General features: G+C 51.4%; 19 protein-coding genes. 3 read left to right on the top strand and 16 right to left on the bottom strand.

Features of this window, described 5'->3' with window-relative positions; genetic code table 11:
- Nucleotides 1-3: 3 nt before the first annotated feature.
- Nucleotides 4-1,035, top strand: a complete 1,032-nt coding sequence (locus tag LBF86_01680) for a hypothetical protein (GenBank protein ID MDR0664221.1) — start codon at nucleotides 4-6, stop codon at nucleotides 1,033-1,035.
- A 243-nt stretch (nucleotides 1,036-1,278) separates the two neighbouring features.
- Here the strand turns inward: LBF86_01680 and pncA are convergent, their stop codons facing one another.
- The 10 genes from pncA to LBF86_01630 all read right to left on the bottom strand — a co-directional run bounded on the left by pncA (nucleotide 1,279) and on the right by LBF86_01630 (nucleotide 9,689).
- A complete protein-coding gene (pncA, locus tag LBF86_01675; protein MDR0664220.1) occupies nucleotides 1,279-1,878 on the bottom strand; it encodes a bifunctional nicotinamidase/pyrazinamidase in 600 nt (199 codons plus the stop codon).
- Nucleotides 1,875-3,143 (bottom strand): homoserine dehydrogenase, encoded by a 1,269-nt coding sequence (locus tag LBF86_01670; GenBank protein MDR0664219.1) that lies wholly within the window; start codon nucleotides 3,141-3,143, stop codon nucleotides 1,875-1,877. Before LBF86_01670 ends, pncA begins: the two co-directional genes overlap by 4 nt.
- A gap of 148 nt (nucleotides 3,144-3,291) precedes the next feature.
- Nucleotides 3,292-3,714: a ribosome maturation factor gene (locus tag LBF86_01665; GenBank protein MDR0664218.1), complete on the bottom strand. Its 423-nt coding sequence runs from the start codon at nucleotides 3,712-3,714 to the stop codon at nucleotides 3,292-3,294.
- Nucleotides 3,711-4,067, bottom strand: a complete 357-nt coding sequence (gene rbfA / locus LBF86_01660) for a 30S ribosome-binding factor RbfA (GenBank protein ID MDR0664217.1) — start codon at nucleotides 4,065-4,067, stop codon at nucleotides 3,711-3,713. The genes LBF86_01665 and rbfA overlap by 4 nt, the downstream gene beginning before the upstream one ends.
- A complete protein-coding gene (infB, locus tag LBF86_01655; GenBank protein MDR0664216.1) occupies nucleotides 4,064-6,640 on the bottom strand; it encodes a translation initiation factor IF-2 in 2,577 nt (858 codons plus the stop codon). The genes rbfA and infB overlap by 4 nt, the downstream gene beginning before the upstream one ends.
- 5 nt (nucleotides 6,641-6,645) lie before the next feature.
- Entirely contained in the window at nucleotides 6,646-6,876 is a 231-nt protein-coding gene (locus LBF86_01650; GenBank protein MDR0664215.1) for a DUF448 domain-containing protein, read from the bottom strand.
- Between the two features lie 19 nt (nucleotides 6,877-6,895).
- Nucleotides 6,896-7,780: a homoserine kinase gene (gene thrB, locus LBF86_01645; protein MDR0664214.1), complete on the bottom strand. Its 885-nt coding sequence runs from the start codon at nucleotides 7,778-7,780 to the stop codon at nucleotides 6,896-6,898.
- Between the two features lie 10 nt (nucleotides 7,781-7,790).
- Entirely contained in the window at nucleotides 7,791-8,249 is a 459-nt protein-coding gene (locus LBF86_01640) for a hypothetical protein (GenBank protein ID MDR0664213.1), read from the bottom strand.
- The gene (gene lpxC, locus LBF86_01635; protein ID MDR0664212.1) at nucleotides 8,242-9,132 is read right to left on the bottom strand and encodes a UDP-3-O-acyl-N-acetylglucosamine deacetylase; all 891 of its coding nucleotides are present in this window, start codon (nucleotides 9,130-9,132) and stop codon (nucleotides 8,242-8,244) included. Before lpxC ends, LBF86_01640 begins: the two co-directional genes overlap by 8 nt.
- Nucleotides 9,129-9,689, bottom strand: coding sequence for a hypothetical protein (locus LBF86_01630; GenBank protein ID MDR0664211.1), 561 nt, complete (start codon nucleotides 9,687-9,689; stop codon nucleotides 9,129-9,131). Before LBF86_01630 ends, lpxC begins: the two co-directional genes overlap by 4 nt.
- A gap of 66 nt (nucleotides 9,690-9,755) precedes the next feature.
- Between LBF86_01630 and ccoS the strand changes: the two genes are divergently transcribed.
- Nucleotides 9,756-9,989, top strand: a complete 234-nt coding sequence (gene ccoS, locus LBF86_01625; protein ID MDR0664210.1) for a cbb3-type cytochrome oxidase assembly protein CcoS — start codon at nucleotides 9,756-9,758, stop codon at nucleotides 9,987-9,989.
- Between the two features lie 40 nt (nucleotides 9,990-10,029).
- Here ccoS and LBF86_01620 read toward each other — a convergent pair whose 3' ends face one another.
- The 6 genes from LBF86_01620 to LBF86_01595 all read right to left on the bottom strand — a co-directional run bounded on the left by LBF86_01620 (nucleotide 10,030) and on the right by LBF86_01595 (nucleotide 19,819).
- Nucleotides 10,030-10,797 carry a hypothetical protein gene (locus tag LBF86_01620; protein ID MDR0664209.1) on the bottom strand — a complete coding sequence of 256 codons (768 nt, stop codon included), beginning with the start codon at nucleotides 10,795-10,797 and terminating at the stop codon, nucleotides 10,030-10,032.
- A 12-nt stretch (nucleotides 10,798-10,809) separates the two neighbouring features.
- Nucleotides 10,810-11,874 (bottom strand): flagellar biosynthesis protein FlhB, encoded by a 1,065-nt coding sequence (flhB, locus tag LBF86_01615; GenBank protein ID MDR0664208.1) that lies wholly within the window; start codon nucleotides 11,872-11,874, stop codon nucleotides 10,810-10,812.
- 10 nt (nucleotides 11,875-11,884) lie between these two features.
- The gene (nadC, locus tag LBF86_01610; protein MDR0664207.1) at nucleotides 11,885-12,706 is read right to left on the bottom strand and encodes a carboxylating nicotinate-nucleotide diphosphorylase; all 822 of its coding nucleotides are present in this window, start codon (nucleotides 12,704-12,706) and stop codon (nucleotides 11,885-11,887) included.
- 251 nt (nucleotides 12,707-12,957) lie between these two features.
- Entirely contained in the window at nucleotides 12,958-13,833 is an 876-nt protein-coding gene (locus LBF86_01605; protein ID MDR0664206.1) for a Dam family site-specific DNA-(adenine-N6)-methyltransferase, read from the bottom strand.
- Nucleotides 13,833-17,093, bottom strand: coding sequence for a carbamoyl-phosphate synthase large subunit (gene carB, locus LBF86_01600; protein ID MDR0664205.1), 3,261 nt, complete (start codon nucleotides 17,091-17,093; stop codon nucleotides 13,833-13,835). Before carB ends, LBF86_01605 begins: the two co-directional genes overlap by 1 nt.
- A 137-nt stretch (nucleotides 17,094-17,230) precedes the next feature.
- Nucleotides 17,231-19,819, bottom strand: a complete 2,589-nt coding sequence (locus LBF86_01595) for a TonB-dependent receptor plug domain-containing protein (protein ID MDR0664204.1) — start codon at nucleotides 19,817-19,819, stop codon at nucleotides 17,231-17,233.
- A 134-nt stretch (nucleotides 19,820-19,953) separates the two neighbouring features.
- Here LBF86_01595 and LBF86_01590 point away from each other — a divergent pair, with 134 nt between their 5' ends.
- A complete protein-coding gene (locus LBF86_01590) occupies nucleotides 19,954-20,118 on the top strand; it encodes a hypothetical protein (GenBank protein MDR0664203.1) in 165 nt (54 codons plus the stop codon).
- Nucleotides 20,119-20,789 lie beyond the last annotated feature (671 nt).

Here is a 20,789-nt window from a genome sequence, read left to right as displayed (position 1 = left end):
ACAATGTTACGAAACGCTCAAACGCTATTATTTGCGTTTTTCGCGCTTGTAGCGCTCGCGGGGTGCGAAGGTAAAAGCGGCGGCGGCTCGAACCAAAACGACGGCAAGCAAAATATACGCGATCTGTATCCCGAATTACCGCCCGATCCGGGAGAAGAAGGCAAGAAAACCTTAGAAGGGATCGATAGCAACAATAACGGCGTTCGAGACGACGTAGAGATTGCCATCTACGAAAGCTTTCCAAGTCGGTATCAAGACGAAGATAGGCAAGTTTTATTGCAAAGCGCAAAATCTAGGCAAGAGACGCTAACGGCGGCTGCAAGCGGAAATATAGAAACAATACTTAAAGCGGAACGCGAGAGCGCGAGAGCTATAGAATGCGCGTTCAAGAAATTCCCAAATTCAATGAAATCTGTCGAACTAATCGATTTCGCAACTCAAAAAGTCGTTAATACCAAAGCAAGAGTACAAGCATATTCATCTTTTTCCGCAGCGCTTAGCGGTAGAAGTTTCTCGGGAAGCGGCGATCCTATCCCCTGCGACGTCGATAAAGCCAAAGAGGCGATGGCTTTATCGGCGTTTAGCGCTCGATCCTATAGCTTTAATCCCAATCTTCCTCCCGATCCGAAAGAAGAAGGCAAAAAGACGCTAGCGGGCATCGATAGCAATAATAACGGCGTTAGAGACGACGTGGAAATCGCGATCTATAACTACGCTCCAAGAGCGGATCAGATAGAGCTTAGATCGGCTTTAGAACAATACGCCAAAGTTATTCAGAGCAAGTTTGCTATCAATCCTTACAACGAAAACGCCGTTATCGAAGTTTTCAGGAATCAATTAAGAGGAAGCGAATGTTTGAAATTAAAAAGCGTGAGAACCGATAGAGCCGATCAGGATTTTATTATAAAAAGCGTAGTTAATACGCCCCAACGCAAAAGAATGAGCGATCTTTATCAAACAACGCTTATCAAAAGCAAAAACGCTACTTTCTTTGATAGCGGGGATCCGATCCCTTGCGACTATGATAAAAAGTAACAAACGACAAACGTCTATAGCCAAAGTAAATGAAAAGTCTGGTTGTATGGCTCTGCTACTTAGCGGCGCGGGAGATCATATGCAACGCTTAAGCGAAAAATATCCAGACGGAGAAAATATAGCCGCCACGATCTTATTGGAAACGGAAGCGGGCAATCAATAAACGCGGCGGCGAGGTAAGCCGTAAGAGGACGCTTACTTTAAGCAAAGAACAAACGACAAGGGTCTATATTATCGTCGCGATTAAGCCTTGATCGCGACGCCAAGCGATCGCAACTCTTTTAGCGCCCTATCCGCGCCTTCGGGCGTTACGCCGATACACGCGCTTGTCAAAACGCTAACTCTATTTCCAAGCCGCAAAGCGTCGATTGCGCTGGCGCGAACGCAAAAATCCGTCGCTATGCCTACAAGATCAATCTCGTAACCGCCGTTAAACAGTCGTTCCAGCCCCGTGCTTGTAGCGCCGTCGTTTTCAAAAAACGCCGAGTAGCTATCGAGCGCCGCGTTTGCGCCTTTGCGGACGATAAAGTTAAACCTAAAACTATCCAGTTTCGAGTGAAACCGCGCGCCAAAGCCGCCTTGAACGCAGTGGTTAGGCCATAAAACCTGATCGCCGTAATCTAACTTGATCGTTTCAAAGGGTTTTTTGCCTTTATGGTTTGCGGCAAACGATACGTGATCTTTTGGATGCCAATCCTGCGTGGCTACGATCAGATCGTATTCGCCGCTTGCCATAAGACGGTTTATCGGCTCTACGATCGTTTCGCCTCCCGCGCAGTAGAGCGCGCCTTTTGGGTCGGCAAAGTCGTTTTGCATATCGATCGCTATTAAACTCTTGCTCACGATTCAATCCTTAACATAACGGGCGGGGATTTGACAAACGATAGCGCGCCGATCTCTTTTAGCGCCTCGATCAGATCGATCTCCCTAGCCTTGTGCGTCGATAAAAGCAGGTTCGCCCACTCTTTTTTGACCCGTTTTTTGCGTTGCAAAACGGTTTCAATCGAGATGTCGCGGCTTGCTAAAATAGCCGCCGTCTGCGCCAGAACGCCCGCTACGTCCTCGACGAGAACGCGGATATAGTATTTGCTTTCAATTTCGTCTTTTCTGGCGACGCTAAGTTTGCGCTCGTTTGGTCGCCTAAAACCGAGCATAGGCGAGGTTTCGCCCCGCGCCAGAGCGATCAGATCGGCTACGACCGAGCTTGCCGTCGCTTTGCCGCCCGCGCCCGCGCCGTAGTAAAAGGTTTCGCCCGACATATCGCCTATCAGCGAAACGCCGTTCATCACGCCGTCCACTTTGGCGATCATATCCTTGCGGGAGATAAAGGCGGGATGAACGCGCAGGCTAACTTTATCGCCCTGTTTTTTCGCGATCGCCAGCGATTTGATCGTGTAGCCAAACTCTTCGGCGAAAGTTATATCCTCGTCGGTCAAATGCCCGATGCCCTCGATTAACATATCTTCTGGTTTTGCGTCGATTCCGTAAGCTAGGCTCGCCATAATAAGCAGTTTATGAGCCGCGTCGAAACCGCCCACGTCGAAGGTTGGATCGGCTTCGGCGTAACCAAGCTCCTGCGCCTCTTTTAACGCGCGCGCAAAGCCCACGCGCTTTTCAAACATTCTCGTTAGCATATAGTTGCAGGTGCCGTTTATCACGCCGCGAATGCTCTCTATATGATTGGCGCTAAGCCCGTCGCGTAGCGCGCGGATAATCGGAATGCCGCCCGCGACGCTCGCCTCGTAGGCGAAAGGAATGCCGCCCGCAAGCTCCTCAAGCTCGTAACGCCGATAGGCGAGCAACGCCTTGTTTGCCGTAACGACCGCTTTTTTGTTTTTTAGCGCCGCCTTTACGATCTCGTAGGCGTATTCCACGCCGCCCATCAGCTCCACCACCGCGTCGATCTGCGGATCGTCCGTAGCCTCGCGGTAATCCGCGCTAATTGGGAAATCCACGTTGGCGCGTTTGCGCTCCGTATTCTTAACGATCCCTTTTACGACGCGAATCTCTTTGCCCGCTCTAGCGGAGATAACCGATCTGTTTTGACGCAAAATATCGGCTACCGCCGCGCCTACCGTGCCAACTCCCACCAACGCTATTTTCAACATAACTCTACCGCTCTCTTTTAATCGCGCGATTGTAGCAGACGGCGGTTTTATCCTAGCGCCGAAATTTGCGTCGGCGATAGAGCGCCTTGAAGTTTGATTATACTAGTAGCTTTACGCCTCGCGATCGCCTAGCGGCGTTTTAACTCGATTATTTCGCGCGATAGACTACGCGAGCTTTGGCGATCAGATTTAGATCGATTGGCGTCGCGTCGTCTATCGTTATAAAGCCGTCGCCGACTTCAAGCAGTTTGCCTTTAACTTTGGTTTTATCGCGCAACGTTAATTTGATTTGTTCGCCGATCGCGCCCTGAAAATGCTCGACGGTTCGCAAACGCCGCTCTATGCCGGGCGAGGAGACCTCCAACGCGTATTCGCCATCGATTGGCGGCGCTATATCTAGCAGCGGAGAGATCAACCTGCTAATTTTGGCGCACAGCTCTATATCCGCGCCGCCCTCGCGATCGACATATACGCGATATATCTTGCGTCCGCTCTCGCTTGCCGTTTCAATATCGTAAAGTTTGCCGCCTACGCTCGCGATTAGCGCCGCGATCTGATCTGTTAGGCTCATTTATCGTCTTTGCGAATCCGCGCGAAAATCGCGTCCAGCCGCGCCGCGTTTTCTAGCGAATCGTCAAACTTAAAGTGCAACGCGGGCGCTTGCCGCCACCCTTGCGCGAGGGAGATATACTCGCTCATATATCCGCTTGCTTTTTTGAGCTTTGATAAAAGGCGCGGACGTTCGTTTGGCGAGATTCCGCTCGCGTCGATTAGCGCCGTCGCGTCCCTTTTATCCCGCGCCAAAACCGCGTCCAACACGTTGAGCGACGCAAGCTCTTCGTCGTTTAGGCTTGCGACGGCTTCGCATAACCTCTGATAGAGCGCGTTTTGCGCGCGCAAACGTCGGACGTTGGAATCGATCACGCTTTAGCCGCCTCGAAAACCGCCTCGATCTCGATCGATTTATACGCCTCGATCAGATCGCCCGCTCTAACGTCGTTAAAGTCGCCAAGACCAATGCCGCACTCCATGCCTTTGCCGACCTCTTTCGCGTCGTCTTTGAAGCGCTTGAGCGTCTCCACTCTGCCTTTGTAAATCTCCTCTTCGCCGCGCTTAACCAGCGCGATCGCGCCTCGCGTAATCTCTCCGTCCGTAACCAAACAACCGGCGATCTTGCCGAGTTTTGGTATATCGAAAACCTGACGAATTTCCGCCTTGCCGACAAGCTGTTCTTTGGTTACTTTGCTTAACATGCCGCCAAGTAGGGCGCTTACGTCGTCGAGCAGATCGTAAATAACGTCGTAACTTCTGATCGTTACGCCAAGCGCCTTAGCGCGATCTTTGATGATTTGCGAAGGCTTTATATGAAAACCTAATATCACCGCGTGCTCGCTCGCGCCAGCCAACGCCAGATCGCTCGCGCTGATTTCGCCCACCGCCGAATGGACGATCTCCGCTTTGACCTCTTCATTTTTTAGCTTGGAGATCGACGAGGCGATCGCCTCTATCGAACCTTGCGCGTTACCTTTTAGTATGATGGGCAGACGTTTGAGTTTGCCTTCGGCGATCAGCTCGCCTAAATCCTCTAGCGTCGCCTTAGTGGATAGCGACAGAGCGCGGCTTCGCTCGTAATCGGCGCGTTTTTGCGCGTAACGCTTAGCGCTCTCTAGATCGTCCATAGCGATCAGATAATCGCCGCTCGCGGGCGTTATATCCAGCCCTACGATTCTGCCCGCCTCGCTTGGGTGCAGTTTTTTGATCTGCGCGCCGTGATCGTTGACTATCGCGCGTATGCGTCCGAAAGCCGTTCCCGCCACCGCGTTGTCGCCGACCGCGAGCGTTCCGTTGCGCACGATAACCGTCGCCACGGGTCCTCGCCCTTTTTCCAACGAGCTTTCGATCACAACCGCTTTTGCGCGCGCGTCGCGTTCGGCTTTCAACTCCATAAGCTCCGCTTGAATTAGGATCGTCTCTAGCAGGCTTTCTACGCCTAATCCCGTCTTTGCCGAAACGCCTACGCATTCGACGTCGCCGCCCCACTCTTGCGGCGTTAAGCCCGCTTCGGCAAGCTCGGCTTTTACCCTGTCGGGGTTTGCGTCCGCCTTATCCATCTTGTTGATCGCGACGATAATCGGGCATTTAGCGGCTTTGGCGTGGCTGATCGCCTCTTTGGTTTGCGGCATTACGCCGTCGTCGGCGGCTACCACGATAATCACCACGTCGGTTATCGTCGCGCCGCGCGCGCGCATCTGGCTAAACGCCTCGTGTCCGGGCGTGTCGATAAAAGTGATGAGTTTGCCGTTTTTCAGCGCCGTATAAGCGCCGATATGCTGCGTGATCCCGCCCGCTTCGCCGCTTGCCACGCGCGAATCCCTGATGTAGTCGAGCAGAGAGGTTTTGCCGTGATCGACATGCCCCATAATCGTAACGATCGGGGGGCGCGTCGTAGCGGCGTGATGGCGATCTTTATGTTCCTCGTTGTATTGCGCGACGTAATCTAGTTCCTCTACCACGTCTTTGGTGCGTATTTCCACGCCAAACTCGTCGGCTAATATCTCGATCGCGTCTTTGCCTAGAAAGTCATTTTTGGTAACCATCATGCCAAGCTCGAAAAGTTTTTTGATCACCGCGCCGATTGATTGATTGATCAGATCGGCAAACTCATAAACCCTAACGTCCTCGTTAATCTCTACGACGCTGACCGCCGTTTTTTGATCTCGTCCGCGCTCAATCGGGCGGGAGCGTTTTCTCCTGCCGCGCGACAACGCGTCGCCGCCGCCCGTCGTAATACGGTTTGCGCCGCCGCCTATCGTCTTTGCCCGCTCGTAATCGCGTTTGGCGGCGCGCTGGTTTCGCTCCTGTTCCGCGAGAAAATCGCTTACTCCGATCGATAGATCGGGCATAACGACCATATTCTCCTCGCCAAAGCGATCGTAGCCGCCTAGATTACGATCGCGCATAATTTCGATTTTCTGCCCCTGCTCTTTTTTAGAGACGTTAGCGGCGGCTTTTTTCTCTTTTCTTGACTTGCGCTCCTCTTCGACTATGCTCGCGGCGATCTTATGCCTGCCGTAAGCGGGAGTGAAAACTTCGCCCGACGCGGTTATAATCTGGCTCGAAGAGACGGCGCGTTTTTTGGTTACGATTGTTAGCCCCGCGCTTTTTCTAGCTATCTCTATCGGGCGGGCGGGCGGTTTTGGCTGCGTTTCCTCCGATTTTTTTACGGGCGGCGGGGCGACTCTAACTTCGGCTGGTTTAGCTTCCGTTTTAGCGGATTTTTCTACGACTTTTTTAGGCGCGGTTTTTTTCGTCCGCGCGGGGGAATTTTCCTCTGTCGGCGCGGCGGTTTTGCCCATAAGATAATTTACAAGTTGCACGGCTTGTTCTTCGGTAACGGAGCTTTGCTGCGACTTAGCGGGGATTTTCAGCGCCTTGCAAGCGTCGATGACCTCTTTGGGCTTCTTCGCCGCCTCTAGCGCGACTTCCGTAATTTTCACTGTGTTCAAGAGAGTTTCTCCTTTAGCGACTCAATCAACTTTGTATCGACCTCTTTTTTGCAATAACGGGCTATCTGTTTTGAGATTTTAGGCGCGGTTACGCATTTCGCGCAAAGATAGAAGCTACGCCCCCGATTTGCGTAAGCTACCACCCGATTATCCTTGCATTGCAACCTATACAACGCCTTTTGCTCAAACTTACCGCGACAGGCGACGCAGGTTCTGATCGGAGACATTGGCGCGGATTATACCCAGCTATTCTTGAGAGTGAACGCCAAGCGCGTCAAACTCAAAAATTTCGGTGCGAAACGCGGGGAAATTCTCGCGTAGCGCCAGCGCGATCTTTAGCGCCGCGTCGCGATCGGCGGCGAGGCTGAAAAAGCTCGATCCGCTGCCGCTTAGCGTCGCGCTTAACGCGCCGCGTTCAAAGGCGATTTGTTGCACGTCGAATAGTTGCGGAAAGAGGCGCATTCTCACCGTTTGGTGCAGTCTGTCGGCGCACGCTTCGCGCAACAGATCGTAGTTTTGCGTTATAAGAGCGGCGGTTAGCAGCGAACTATGCGCGATATTGAAAACCGCGTCCTCGATCTTGATTTTTTTCGGCAGCGCGTTTCTGCTGAATCTGGTGGAGACCGATTTGTCCGGAATGGTGATTACGGCTCTTAGGCGCTCGTCTAAACAAACGCGGCTAAAAACGACGCTTTTTTCTTTAAGCGCGGATACGCAAAAGCCGCCGAACGTCGCGGGGGTAACGTTGTCGGGGTGGGATTCGTATATTAGCGCCTCGTTTAAAATTTCGTTTTTATCCATCGGCGCTTGCGCCATAATTCTCGCCGCCGCGAGCGCGGAGACGATCGCCGACGACGAGCTGCCAAGCCCGCGCGAAAGCGGGATATTATTTTCAAAGCGAAAGCGGAAGGTATCCTCCGCGCCCGTTAAACGTTGATAGGTTTTATAAAATATATTCAAAAAGGCGTTGCCGTTTTTTGTTTTCAAAAACCTCGCGCCCTCCCCGCGCACCGACACGCTTAAAAATTTCGAGGGCGAAATCTCGACCTTGTTGTAAAACTTCAGCGCCACCCCCAACGAATCAAAACCGGGTCCCATATTGGCGCTAGTGGCGGGAACAAGAATAGTCAAATCGTTTCCTTTACGCGGCGCTCAGTATATAGTCTGGAAGCGTTTGCTTATCGAACATACGCGCGTCTAACTTTTTTGGCGGCAATAGCGCCTCCGCAAACGGCGCGTCAAAACTTTCAATCTCGATCGTTTCGCCCTTCTTTACAAAGCGCCGCCCGTTGCGAGAAAAGATCGGCTTACCGCCGCTTAAAGCGAAACTATCCGCCGCCAAAAACGGAATATCTCTAGCGAACGCGAACGATTTGCAAAAGAGATAGCTTAGCTTTAATCCCATAAAACTGCCCGGTCCTCTGACATAAAGCAGTTTAACGATCGTGAAACGCTCGTCGATCGACTTCATTGCTGGGTATAACCCCTCCGTAAGCGGCGCTTCGATCGTGAAAACCTCCGCGCATTCGCCCTCGCCGTTATATACGCCTAACCTAGCCGGTTTTGTCGCGCCTATTAGCAGTATGATCGCGTTAGGCAAACGCTTTCTCCAGCTCTTTAGCGGCGGATTTTGCGCCCTCTAGCTCTACAATTTTATAGGCTTCCGGATCGTTAAGCAGCGCTTTTACCAGCAGGTGGTTAATGCGATGGCTGCCCGCAAACGCCTCGTATAGCCCCAAAAACGGCGCGCCAAGAAACGCCATATCGCCGATCGCGTCTAGTATCTTATGCCGCGCGAATTCGTCGGAGAACCTTAGCCCTTCGGCGTTCAACACGCGCTTTTCGTCTAACACGATAGCGTTATCGAGGCTGCCGCCAAGCCCCTTCCCGATCGATCGCATATAATCGATCTCCTTCAAAAATCCGAAGGTTCTAGCCCGCGCTATCTCTCTTATATAGTTTTCTTTGGAGAAAACAAAGCGGTATTTTTGCCGCTGGATCGCGGGGTGATCAAAATTGATCTCAAAAAGTATCTCGCTGGTCTTATAGGGCGAGAGCCGCGCGAACTTTTCGCCCTCTCTAACCTCGATCGGCTTTTGAATAACGATAGCTTTTTTCGGTTTGCTCTGCGCTTTAAATCCAGCTTCCTCGAACAATAGGCAGAAACTCGCGGCGGAGCCGTCCATAATCGGCGCTTCGTCGCCGTCTATGCCGACCTCTATATTATCGACTCCCATCGCTATAGTCGCGGATAGAAAATGCTCGATAGTCGAGATAGCCGCGTTTTTAGCGCCGATCACCGTCGCGAGCTTCGTATCGATCACGTTTTCAACCCTGATTGGAATCGACACGCCTAGATCGTCGCGGACAAAAACTACGCCGTAATCTTCGGGCGCGGGACGAAGCCGCATTCGCACCGGATTTCCGCCGTGCAATCCTATACCGACGATCTCGACCGATTTTGCGATCGTGTGTTGTTTCATAAATGCTCCTCCGCGATAATCTTGTCGGCGGCGGTAAAAAACCGCTTCGGTCCGTCGAAAAACGCGCTCTCATAAACGACGCCGCGAAAGATAAACAGCCCGCCTCTGCCGACCTCTTTTACGATTGCGAACTCGCCCTGCGCGTTGCATAACCCGTATAACGGCGCGAGCACAAAACAGTTTCCCAGCGCGAGAATCTCCGCGCCGCTGTTGATTCGCTCTAAAAAGATCGCGTCGCCTTGCGCCTCAATCCGCTCGCCGGAACGCACGGGTCTTCGCGCGATCAACGTTTTGAACTCTTGCGCGCTTGGACGTTCAAGCCGCGCTTCCGACGCGATCGGTTTGGCAAAAAGCTCGTGATCGCGCGGCGCCCACGCATAGGTTAAACCGCTCTTTTTTAACGCTTCGTCGATCGTCTTGTCATATTCGCCCGTAATTAGCGTGATATGACGGCTCAAAATCGCTTTATACGTTTCGATATAACTTAACGCCGCCGGAGCCTCTCCGTCGCGCACGACAAGCTCAAAACAACGCGCTCCGATCTGCTTTGCTTTCATTAAACGCTATTTTCTAAAGTTGGCGTGCGATTATATCCAAGCGGGACTAACGCTAAAATGCCTGTTATGGAAGATACGACGACCGCGCTGACTTTGACGCTTTTTATCTCTATCTTGTTGGGGCTACTTGGGCTGATCGCCTTTATGTGGGGCTTGCGGAGCGGGCAGTTCGACGACGAAAAACGCTTTACGCACGGCGCGCTCTTTGACGGCGAGGACGAGTTAAACGCGGCGCGCGATCGCGAGGAAAAGCTGAAAAACGCCGCGATAGACGACGCGAATCGCCCCAAATCCTCTTAAATTCGCTCTTAATTGCGGGCTATATAGACCGAGTTTTCGGCTAATTAGACGCTTTTTCGCGAGCGGCGAGCCGATCGGCGGCGATATAGATATTTATCGCCGCCAGCTCGCTTCGCTTATCGAAAATATCGTATTTTTCATATTCCTCCAGCCACTCTCGCGGCGTTCGCTCGATCGCGCCTTCAATGCTTTTTTGCTCGCTAGCCGCCGCGTCTTCTCGCTTGATCTCGTCAAAACGGCTCAACAAAAGTATATTTTGCGTCGCCTCCGTCTGATCGCGCGATCCGATCTCGGCGCGATCGTAAATCGCTTTCCACTCTTTAACGCTAACGGCAAGCGGACGCATACGGCGCATCGCGTTAGCGCGCGGCTGCGATCCATACGGCGAAAGATCGTATATCTCCCTCCACCGCTCAAAGCTATCGGCGCATATTTGCGCGATGCGCCGATCGCATAGATTGACAATCCGCGCGTCGTCAAAACGCGCTTCTCGTATCTCAATCAAACCTTTCGCGTCCGATTCCAGCGAGGAGAGCTTGGCAAACGCCATCTCTTTCGCGCTCGCTCCGTCCTTTGCCGCCGAATAAACTTCAAGCCATTCGTCCATTCGTTTAAGCCGCTCAAAATACATAGCGTAAATCTCGTCTCGGCGGTTTTCCAACGCGTCGTAATACCACGCCGCCCTAGCGACGTCAAGATTTTCCGGTATCTCGAATATGCCCGCTTCTTTGGACTGAAGCTCGCTCGACGTTTCGTCTGCGTCGCTTATATTAGGGTATTCTTCTTGCGCGTCGGCGCTATCGCTCACGACATAACCTCGCTATTTTACTTTTCCCTTTAAACGATAGGCGAAAGCAAACACTTCCGCTACGGCGTTAAACAGCTTTTCAGGTATCTCTTGTCCTATATCGGCAAGTTTATAAAGTTCTCGCGCCAGCGACGGATTCTCCACGATCGGAATATCGTGCTCCCTCGCGATCTCTTTGATTCTTATCGCGAGCAGATCGGCGCCTTTGGCGACGATTAAAGGCGCTTTGTTTTTGCTCGCGTCGTAGCGAAGCGCTACGGCAAAATGTGTCGGATTGGCTACGACGACGTCCGCGCTCGGAATCTCCGACATCATTCGCCTACGGCTCATCTCCGCTTGAATGCGCCTAATGCGCGCCCGAATCTCCGGATTACCCTCGATATTTTTGTATTCGTCGCGAATATCCTGTTTGCTCATTCTTAGGCGTTTAAAATGAAAATAGCGCGTAATCGACAGATCGATAATCGCGAAAACGAGAAAAACTACAAGTAACGCTAACGCGACGACTAACGCCTTGTCTATAAGCCAATCGATCTGCGCGCCGAGCGGCAACGTCTGCGCGCGCGGCAACTCTTCGGCGTAACTCCACAAAAATATCGCCGCGACCGACATCGCGATCGCCACTTTAGCGGTGATCTTAAAGCCGTCCAAAAAACGTTGCGTGGAAAAAAGATTGCCAAAGCCTTTAATAGGATCGAGTTTTTTTAAATTTGGCTGAAGCGGTTTCGTCGAGAATATAAACCCAAACTGCGCTATATAGCCGATCGCGCCGAACACAGCCGTTAAAACGGCGATCGGCAACGCCAATTTCAGCGTTTCAAACGCGCTCGTAAGCCCTAAGCTCGACAATAAGTTTATATCTAACTCTTTGCCCGAATGAGATAGGCAGTAGCGAAAGAACGTCTGCAAGCCGCTTACGATAAAGCTAAAAAAAGCCGCGAAGCCGAACGTCGCCGCCGCTAACGCAATCACGCCCGCCGTATCGACGCTTTTGGGGACGTTGCCCTCTTTTTTCGCGTCCTCTAATCGTTTTGGGGTGGCCTCTTCGGTTTTATCGCCGCTTGTCTCGTCAGCCATCTACGATCCGCTATATAAACTTCATAGAAAAATCCAGCCACACCGCGTGGTGCGCGATGCTTCCGGCGCTGATCGCGTCGATACCCGTCGTTTTGTATCGATCGATATTCTCCAGCGTGATATTGCCGCTAACCTCGATCTTTGTCGAGGGCGACGTCTCGTTTCTAAGCGCTACGACCCGTTTAATCGTCTCTATATCCATATTGTCGCACATAACTATGTCCGCTTTGGCTTCAAACGCCGCTCTAGCGGTTTCTATCGTTTCGCACTCCACGTCGATCGCCGCCGTCCACGGTATGCGCTTTCTAGCGTTAGATATAAACGCTTTCAGATCGTCGATCGTAGCCAAATGGGTATCTTTGATCATCAAACAGTCGTCTAACCCGAACCGATGATTGATCGCGCCGCCGACGCGAGCGGCGTATTTCTCCATCTCTCGTAGTAGCGGACGGGTTTTGCGAGTGTCCAAGAGAGTTATGCCGCCGTCTCTTAGACGATCCGCGAAACGGCGCGTTTGCGTCGCTATGCCGCTAATATGCTGCAATATATTTAACAGCGATCGCTCGGCTTGCAGTAGCGACGTATCCTCGCCGCTAAGCTCGATCAGCGTTTGGGCGCTCGCGATCGCCTCGCCGTCCTTAACAAGAAAGGTCAGCTCTAGCTTCGCCTCTTTAGCGAGCGCCCTAGCGTAAAGCTCCCCCGCGAATATCCCCTCGCATTTAGACCTTATAACCGCTTTCGACGGTTTTGGCTCTTTGCAGCGCGCAAAAAGATCGCCGCGACCTATATCCTCTTTCAGCAGTTGGCGGACAAACTCGACAAGCGGCTCCATTGAGTATCCTGACGTATAATTTGATTAGGCGATCTTAGCGAATGTTGTTTTCAAGCGCGGGCGCTCGCTAGATTCGGCGCTATGTTTTCGCGAGGGGCGAGGAAAGCGTTGTTAATTATGGCAAGATCGCCTAAGCGAAAACGCGTAATAAACTTTCGGCGCTAGATTTCTTAAACTTAAAAGACTTTTTACCGCGGCTTCAAGCCGACTGCCCGACAGATTGCTCTTTGTTCCTTGGTTCATTGACGTTCCTAGTAGTTTGTAACGATAATCTCGCTTATCGCCCCGCGCTTAGCGGCTTTGGAGTTGATCATTCGCGACGCGCCGACGCGCCGTATATGGTAGTTTTTGTATAGATCGTCAAAAAAATTATCGTTCGAATCGGTGTTTTTTGGATCGGAGTTGCTAAGCATTATCTTAGCGCCTTTTTGGTCGAGTCTCCTAAAGAGATCGGCAAGCCGCCGCTGTTCGACGTCGCTAAACCCGTTTTTATCGTATGCGTTAAAACTAGCGCTTTTGCTAATTGGGCGGTATGGCGGATCAAAATAGACGAACGAACTATTTTTTATATCGTTTTCTACGCTTTCAAAATCAGCGAGTTTTATATCCGCGATCTGTAGCGCGTCGCCTATCGCCGCAAGATTCTCCTCGTCGCATATAAGCGGTTTTTTATGCTCGCCGCGCGGCACGTTAAATAAGCCGAAAATATTAACGCGAAACAAGCCGTTATAGCAGGTTTTATTCAAGAATATCATCCGCGCCGCTCTTACGAAATCATCCCCTTTTTGATTGTTGTGCGCTTCGCGCTCTTTATAGTAAAAATCCTCGCGTTTTTCGTCGTCCAAGCTATGATATTGTTCTTGATATTCACGCAAAATATCAATCAATTTTATCGCGTCTTGCCGAAGCGCTTTGTAGGCGATAATCAACGCTTCGTTAGCGTCGTATAGGTAGGCGTTTTTGATCGGATATTTTCGCGCTATATCAAAAAAAACCGCGCCGCCGCCTATAAACGGCTCGTAGTAGTTTGCGATCGCACCCGTTTTAAGCGCGGCGGGGTAGAGCTCGTCAAACTGCGCGAGTAGTTGCGTTTTGCCGCCAGCCCATTTCAGAAACGGCTTCGCCATTACGCGCTTAAATACTCTTGCAACGCCTTTGGCGAAAGCGTTTTGCCCTCTCTAATCCTACGGATCGCCTCTAGCGCGGCTTTTGTCGCGGCGATCGTGGTGAAATAGGGGATTTTGTTCGCCAAAACCGCTTGGCGCAATCGTCTAGCGTCGTCTTTAGCGCGTTTATTGTCCGACGTGTTGATTGCTAAATCCACATCTTTATTCTTAAAAAGGTCCTCTACGTTTGGTCGCCCTTCGCTGACTTTCAGCACAATATCGCAGGCTACGCCGCCCGCGTTTAACATCTTCGCCGTGCCTTCTGTGGCTACGATCAAAAAGCCGAGCTTCGCAAACTCCGCTCCAAGTTTAAGCCCGTCCTCTTTGTCCGCGTCGGTAAGCGACATAAAAAGCCTATTGCCCGTCGCTGGAATTGGATTTTGGCAGGCAAGTTGCGATTTCGCGAAACTAACCCCAAAACTTTGGCTAAGCCCCATAACCTCGCCCGTGCTTTTCATCTCCGGTCCCAAAATTAGATCGGCGCCGTATAACTTGTTGAAAGGAAAAACCGCCTCTTTCACCGCGACGAGGTTTTTTAGCTTAGGTTTAAACACGCCGTCTTTTTTGACGACAATCTTGCTTTTGTCATATACGTTTATAGCGCTCTCTAGCGGCTCGCCCCACATCACCCGCGTCGCGATCTTGGCAAGCGGCAAACCCGTCGCTTTCGACACAAACGGCACGGTTCGACTCGCTCTTGGATTGACCTCGATAAGATACGCCTCGCCGCCGTAGATCGCGTATTGGATATTTAACAGCCCTTTAACGCCTAATTTAATCGCGATCAGCTTTGTTTCGCTCTCGATCGCCTTAACGAGCGATTCGCTTATAGTTTGCGACGGAAGCGAGCAGGCGGAATCGCCGCTATGAATGCCCGCCTCCTCGATATGCTCCAAAATCCCGCCGATATAAACCTGCTCGCCGTCGCTGATTGCGTCCACGTCAAGCTCGATCGCGCGGTCTAAAAACTTATCTATCAGAAGCGGCGCCTCGCTGCTTACGCTTACCGCCTCGTCAACGTAGAGTTTTAGATCGTTTTCGTCATAAACTATGCGCATTCCGCGCCCGCCTAGCACGTAGCTTGGGCGCACGAGCGCGGGATAGCCGATTTTGGAAGCCGTCTCAAAAACCGCCTCTCTCGTGGTAGCCGTCCCGCCAGCAGGTTGCAATAGCTTATTCTCTTCGGCGAATTTGGCGAACTTCTCGCGATCTTCCGCCACGTCGATCGTTTTGGCGCTCGTGCCGATAATTTTGGCGCCCATCGCGCTAAGGCTACGCGCCAACTTAAGCGGCGTTTGCCCTCCGAAATGCACGATAATGCCGTCCGGTTTTTCGCGCTCGATAATGCCGCGTATATGCTCCAAATCGATCGGCTCGAAATACAAAACGTCGCTGGTGTCGTAATCGGTGGAGATGGTTTCTGGGTTGCAATTAACCATAATGGTCTCGATCCCCATTTCGGCGAGGGCGAACGAAGCGTGAACGCAACAGTAGTCAAATTCGATTCCCTGTCCGATCCTGTTTGGACCGCCGCCAATAATCATCGCGCGTTTGCGATCGCTTTTGCGCGGTTTTATCGGCTTGGGATAGCCGGGCATAACCGAATAGAGATAGGGCGTTTGCGCCTCGAACTCCGCCGCGCACGTATCCACCTCGCGATATTTAGGCTCTACGTTTAGCCTTTTTCTGGCGAGATACACGTCGTTTTCGTGTAGCTCTAGCCCCTCGTTTTTGTTGAGTAGTTTTGCGAGCATGCGATCGCTAAAACCAAACGCCTTTGCTCGCGCAAGCGCTTTCGCGTCGTTCAGCAAATCTATGGAGATCGCTTTTTCCTCTTTGATAATCGCTTCAATCTGCCGCAAAAACCACGGATCAATCTTGCTTAGACTATAAATATCGTCCGCGCTAAAACCGTTTCTAAACGCTTGCGCGACATATAAAAGACGCTTATCGTTGCCGTTTCTTAGATTCAGAATAAGCGTCTCTTTATCGCACTCGATCCACTCAAAGCCGCTTAGCCCCGTTTCCAGCGAACACAGCGCCTTTTGGATCGCCTCGCAAAAGGTAGCGCCGATCGCCATCGCCTCGCCCACGCTTTTCATCGACGTGGTAAGCGTTTGATTTACGCCCGCAAACTTCTCGAAATTAAAGCGCGGAACTTTGGCTACGATATAGTCGATCGTAGGCTCGAAGCTCGCGGGCGTGCCTGTAATATCGTTTTTTATCTCGTCGAGCGTATAGCCGATCGCAAGCAAGGTGGCGACTTTGGCGATCGGGTAGCCCGTAGCTTTAGAGGCAAGCGCGGACGAACGACTGACGCGCGGGTTCATCTCGATAACGGTCATACGTCCGCTTTTAGGATCAATCGCGAACTGCACGTTGCTGCCGCCGGTATCCACGCCGATCTCGCGCAAGATAGCGAACGAAGCGTCGCGCATATTTTGATACTCTTTGTCCGTAAGCGTCAGCGCGGGCGCGATCGTGACGGAGTCGCCCGTATGCACGCCCATAGGATCAACATTTTCAATAGAGCAGACGACAATGCAGTTATCGCGGTTGTCGCGGATAACCTCCATCTCGAACTCTTTCCAACCCAGCAGGGATTCCTCTATCAAAATCTCGCCGATCGGACTCGCGCTCAAACCAAACCGCGCCAACTCTTTAAACTCATCAATGTTATACGCCACGCCCGAACCGCCGCCGGCGAGCGTATAGCTCGCGCGGATAATAAGAGGAAAACCGATCGTTTCCGTCGCCTCTATCGCCTCGTGGAGATTGTAGGCGTAACGGCTTTTTGGCAGGTCCATGCCGATTTTAAGCATAGCCTCTTTGAACGCTTGGCGATCTTCGCCCTTTTTGATCGCCGCGGGAGAGGCGCCAAGAAACTTAACGCCCTCTAGCATGCCTCTTTCGTGCATGCGCATAGCGACGTTAAGCGCCGTCTGCCCGCCCATGGTGGGCAAGATCGCGTCAACTTTCTCTTTGCGGATAATTTCGGCGACAATCTCTTCGGTAATCGGCTCGATATAGGTGCAATCGGCAAACTCCGGATCGGTCATAATCGTAGCTGGATTGCTGTTGATTAACGTTACGCGGTAGCCCTCTTTTTTAAGCGTTTTAGCCGCCTGCGTTCCCGAATAGTCAAATTCGCACGCTTGACCGATAACGATAGGTCCCGAACCTATAAGTAAAATTGTTTGAATATCCGCGCGTTTTGGCATAAAACACCTTAACTTTTCATAGAAATCCGCGCATTTTAGCCAATTAGCGCTCAAGTTTCGCCGCAAACGACGCGATCGCGCCTAAACCTTCAGGCTCGGCGGCGCGATCGCGGAAAACTCAAGACGCTTTTTTGCGATTAAAACTCGTATCTAACGTTGGCGTAATACTGCCTGCCCATCGAATACTCGTCGCTAACGCTAGTTCCGCTACTTTGGGAGGTTACTTCGTTTTTGCGGTTGAAAAGATTTAATACCTCGAGTCCAAGCGCGAACGTATGATCGCCTATCTTAATATCGTAACCTACCGATAGATCGACGACAAAAGTATCGCGGTAATCCTTCGTGTAATATATCGTCGCTGGCAAGCCGTCGTCGCCCGTATGAATAGGCGTCGTGCCTGTCGGCGCCGTTTTTAGCCCGCTTCCGCCTTTTTCGTATCGCGCAAGCGCGCCGATATGCAAATCCTTAAAAGCCTCGATCGTATGCGAGTAGGTTATCACCCAAGGCGAGTTAAAATGCGTGGCGGGCAGATCGTCGATCGCCACCCGCGAGCCGTCGAGCGTCGCGTGCGTCAGCGATACGGTTGCGCCGTCCGCGTCGGAAAAACCGCTCGGACCTCGCATATTGGTGGTAGTATCCGACTTTGTAGCCGACAACTCGGAAACATGTTTAGTCGCTCCAAGATCGTATTTGATCGCCGCGCTTGCGGTGGCGCCCCAATAATGCGTCTTGCCCTCGTTGGTATGCTCGCGGTTAGTAACGCCGCTTACCGTCTCCGTTTTAGCTCTTATTTGATCCTTATGCCTCCTATCGAGATAGCTTAGACCAAATATCGCGTCGCCATGCTTGAACGACGCGCCAATATTGAACTCGTCTGAATGCGGCGTTCTTAGATCGCCTAGACCGTAGCGAGTTTCGCTTGTCGCCGTCTGGTTCCAAGCCGCGTTCCACGCGGCGCGGCTATAGGTAACGGAACTATCCCGCATAATAGCGTAGGCTAATATCTGCGCCCCGTAGTAGCGATTGTAACCGCCGAAGACGTTTAGCGCGTCGTCGTTAAATATATCGGCGTTGGCAAATAGCCTTGGCGCTACGTCGATATTGTTGGTTAGCGTGTCGGTTGAAACTCTAACGCCCGGGCGAATCGTAAATCTATCGATATGCGCCGCGTCCTCCAAAAAGATCGCGGCATTTGCGTAGCCTACCTCGTTATCCTGCGGCAGATTGACCACTTTCTGTTTTGCCCATTGCCCGTATGCCACGCCGTTTTCTATACCGCCAACGGCGCTAAGGTTCGTTTCTACGCCGCCGGCTTGTCCGTAAGTGGTAGAGCCGCTCGATTTATAATGCGCTTTGCCAAGCTCCGCGTCTAGCCCCGCTTTTACCTCGTGAGTAACAAAGCCCGTCGCAATGTCGTCGAAATCGATCGTCTCTTTGAAGATAAAGCTGCGTTTGGTTTGCTCGACTGCGCCAAACGCGCCCATATTGCCTGTAGCGCCCGTCGCGCTGGTGCTCCAGTCCATACCGCCTACGCCTTTTTTCAGGTTGTAGAAGTAGTAGTTTGTCTCGGCTTCTCTGGAAAGCTCGGTTTCTTGATAGCTAAAAGCGGTTTTGAGCAATCCTGCGCCTAGATGATTTTTCATGTCGTAAGCCACGCTTAATCCGCCGCCTTTGTTGTCGTAATCGCCGTATCTCGGTCGCGGCTGAAACAAATATTCGGTATATGGCGCGTAGATAAACGTTAGCGAAGAATCAAAACTATCTATATCTTTGGTATTAAGGCGCGCCATAAAGTTTTCGCTTACTCTGTATTGAGTTTGTCGCTCTTTATCGCCCGAATTGATAAAGTATTCAGACCAAAGCGGAACTTTAGAATGCTGTTTGGCGTAGCTAAATATCGCGCCGACATGATCGCCTACGGGACCGTCCAACGCCGCGTTGAACTCGTATTTATTAAACTCCGGCTGATAGTTGTCTCTGCTCCTAGCGTATTCTATATCCTCTTGCGTATCGTTTGGATAAAACTCCGCCCAACTAGCCTTCGTGTATCGGTATTTTGCCATGATATGCCAGCGATCGTCTCTGGCGTCTCGTAGCTTAGCATCCACTACGCCGCCCGTAAAGCTCCCGTATTCGGCGCTGATATTCTCTGTATAAACCGCCACGGAATCCACCAGCGAAGTATCGATAAAAAACGATTGAGATTCGCCTGTTACGGAAGCGGACTTACCGCCCGACCTAGCTTCGTTGCTCGTTCCAAGCCCAAGAGGATTGATATTGTTGTTGTTGCTAATCCCGCTTAACATAAAGTTATTTTCGTAATGCCTGCCGCCGGCGATGGAAATTTGCGGAGGCGCTATCTCGCCGCCTTGGGCGGAACTTCTAGAACCTTGAAAAAACTGAATATTCGAGCGCGAACGCAACGAATCGGTGATCGAATTAGTAGGGGTTGCGAGGTTTCTTAGCTTATTTTGATCAATAAATGCCCCCCCCCCCGCTGTATCCGTAACGACAATTTCGTCTAATACGGTCGCGTCGGCGTTTGAAATCGCGCCGTTTTCTCCGTCGGCGACGGCTTCTTTACGCGCTGCTGCGACGTTTTCCGAGTTTGCGTCTAAAACGACGACTTCTTCGTTAGTCGCGTTTGAAAGGTCGTCGTCCGCTAACGCGGATATAGGCGAGGCTAACGATAGCGCCAGCGCCGTTTTGGTCAAAATTGAAATCATTGAAGCTCCTTAAAATGATAGTTAATCTCGAAGTCGTAATACTGCCTTAATGATTCTTAACGCGACGTTTTGACTTTGTTTAAGGTTGGCTTGATACAATTTTTGCGCGTAAAAATTACCAAGAAGGAGTTGCGATGCGATCAGTTTTAGGGCGAGGTATATGCCTTGCGTCTATTTTCACGGTTGGCTCTTTTGGAGGCAAGATCGCCGATGGAACGAACGCGATCAGAAACGGCGATTACGAGCAAGCGCGAGCGATTTTTCAAACGGCTTGCGACGACAATAACGCGTCGTTTTAGCTCCATTTGCGCGCTTGTTCCGCTTTGCGCCTCGCTTGCAATTAGGCGGCGGCTATAATTCGCCAAAAGCGAGGCGAAAATGCGCGGCATAGCATGTCTTACGAGCAAACGCGATCTAGGCGAGGCGACGCCAACCGCGTCGTTTAGCTTGATTTGGAGCGTTTTTAATGTTTAACGAAAACGATCTTATCGGAAGGCGCGATTAACGGTCGCGCCGATCGTTTTGTCTTTTATAGGTTTGCGAGACCCGCTTTGCCGTCTTTAGCGGGATTTGTATGTAAAGACGATAACAGAGAACATTAACGCTTTGGCAAAAAGCCAAACGAGCAAAAGAGATTGAAAAAGCGTATAACCGCGCTATTTTTATGCCGTAAGGATATTTACGATTAGCGATCCGTATTCTACGACGGGGCGAAAAATGGTCGGTCAAACGCTAACGTTTAGCTTAAGTCTGCTACGGTCGCGCAAAATCACATCTTTGAAAGGATTTCAGATGAAAATCCGCAACCGTTTGCTTAGCGTTTGGCTTGTAGCCTTGTTTTGTCGTTCTCGGCGTTCACTAACGCTTTTGGAACTGAACCGCTTTATGAGGCTAGAGCTTTTATCTTGCCTTTGGATGAACCTACAAAGATAGGCGAAACGGCGCTTGTTCCCGTCAAGATCGAGTTTCC

This window comes from Helicobacteraceae bacterium (genome assembly GCA_031258155.1).
In the GTDB taxonomy this organism is placed as follows: domain Bacteria; phylum Campylobacterota; class Campylobacteria; order Campylobacterales; family SZUA-545; genus JAIRNH01.
This window is presented reverse-complemented; position numbering and strand designations above follow the sequence as displayed.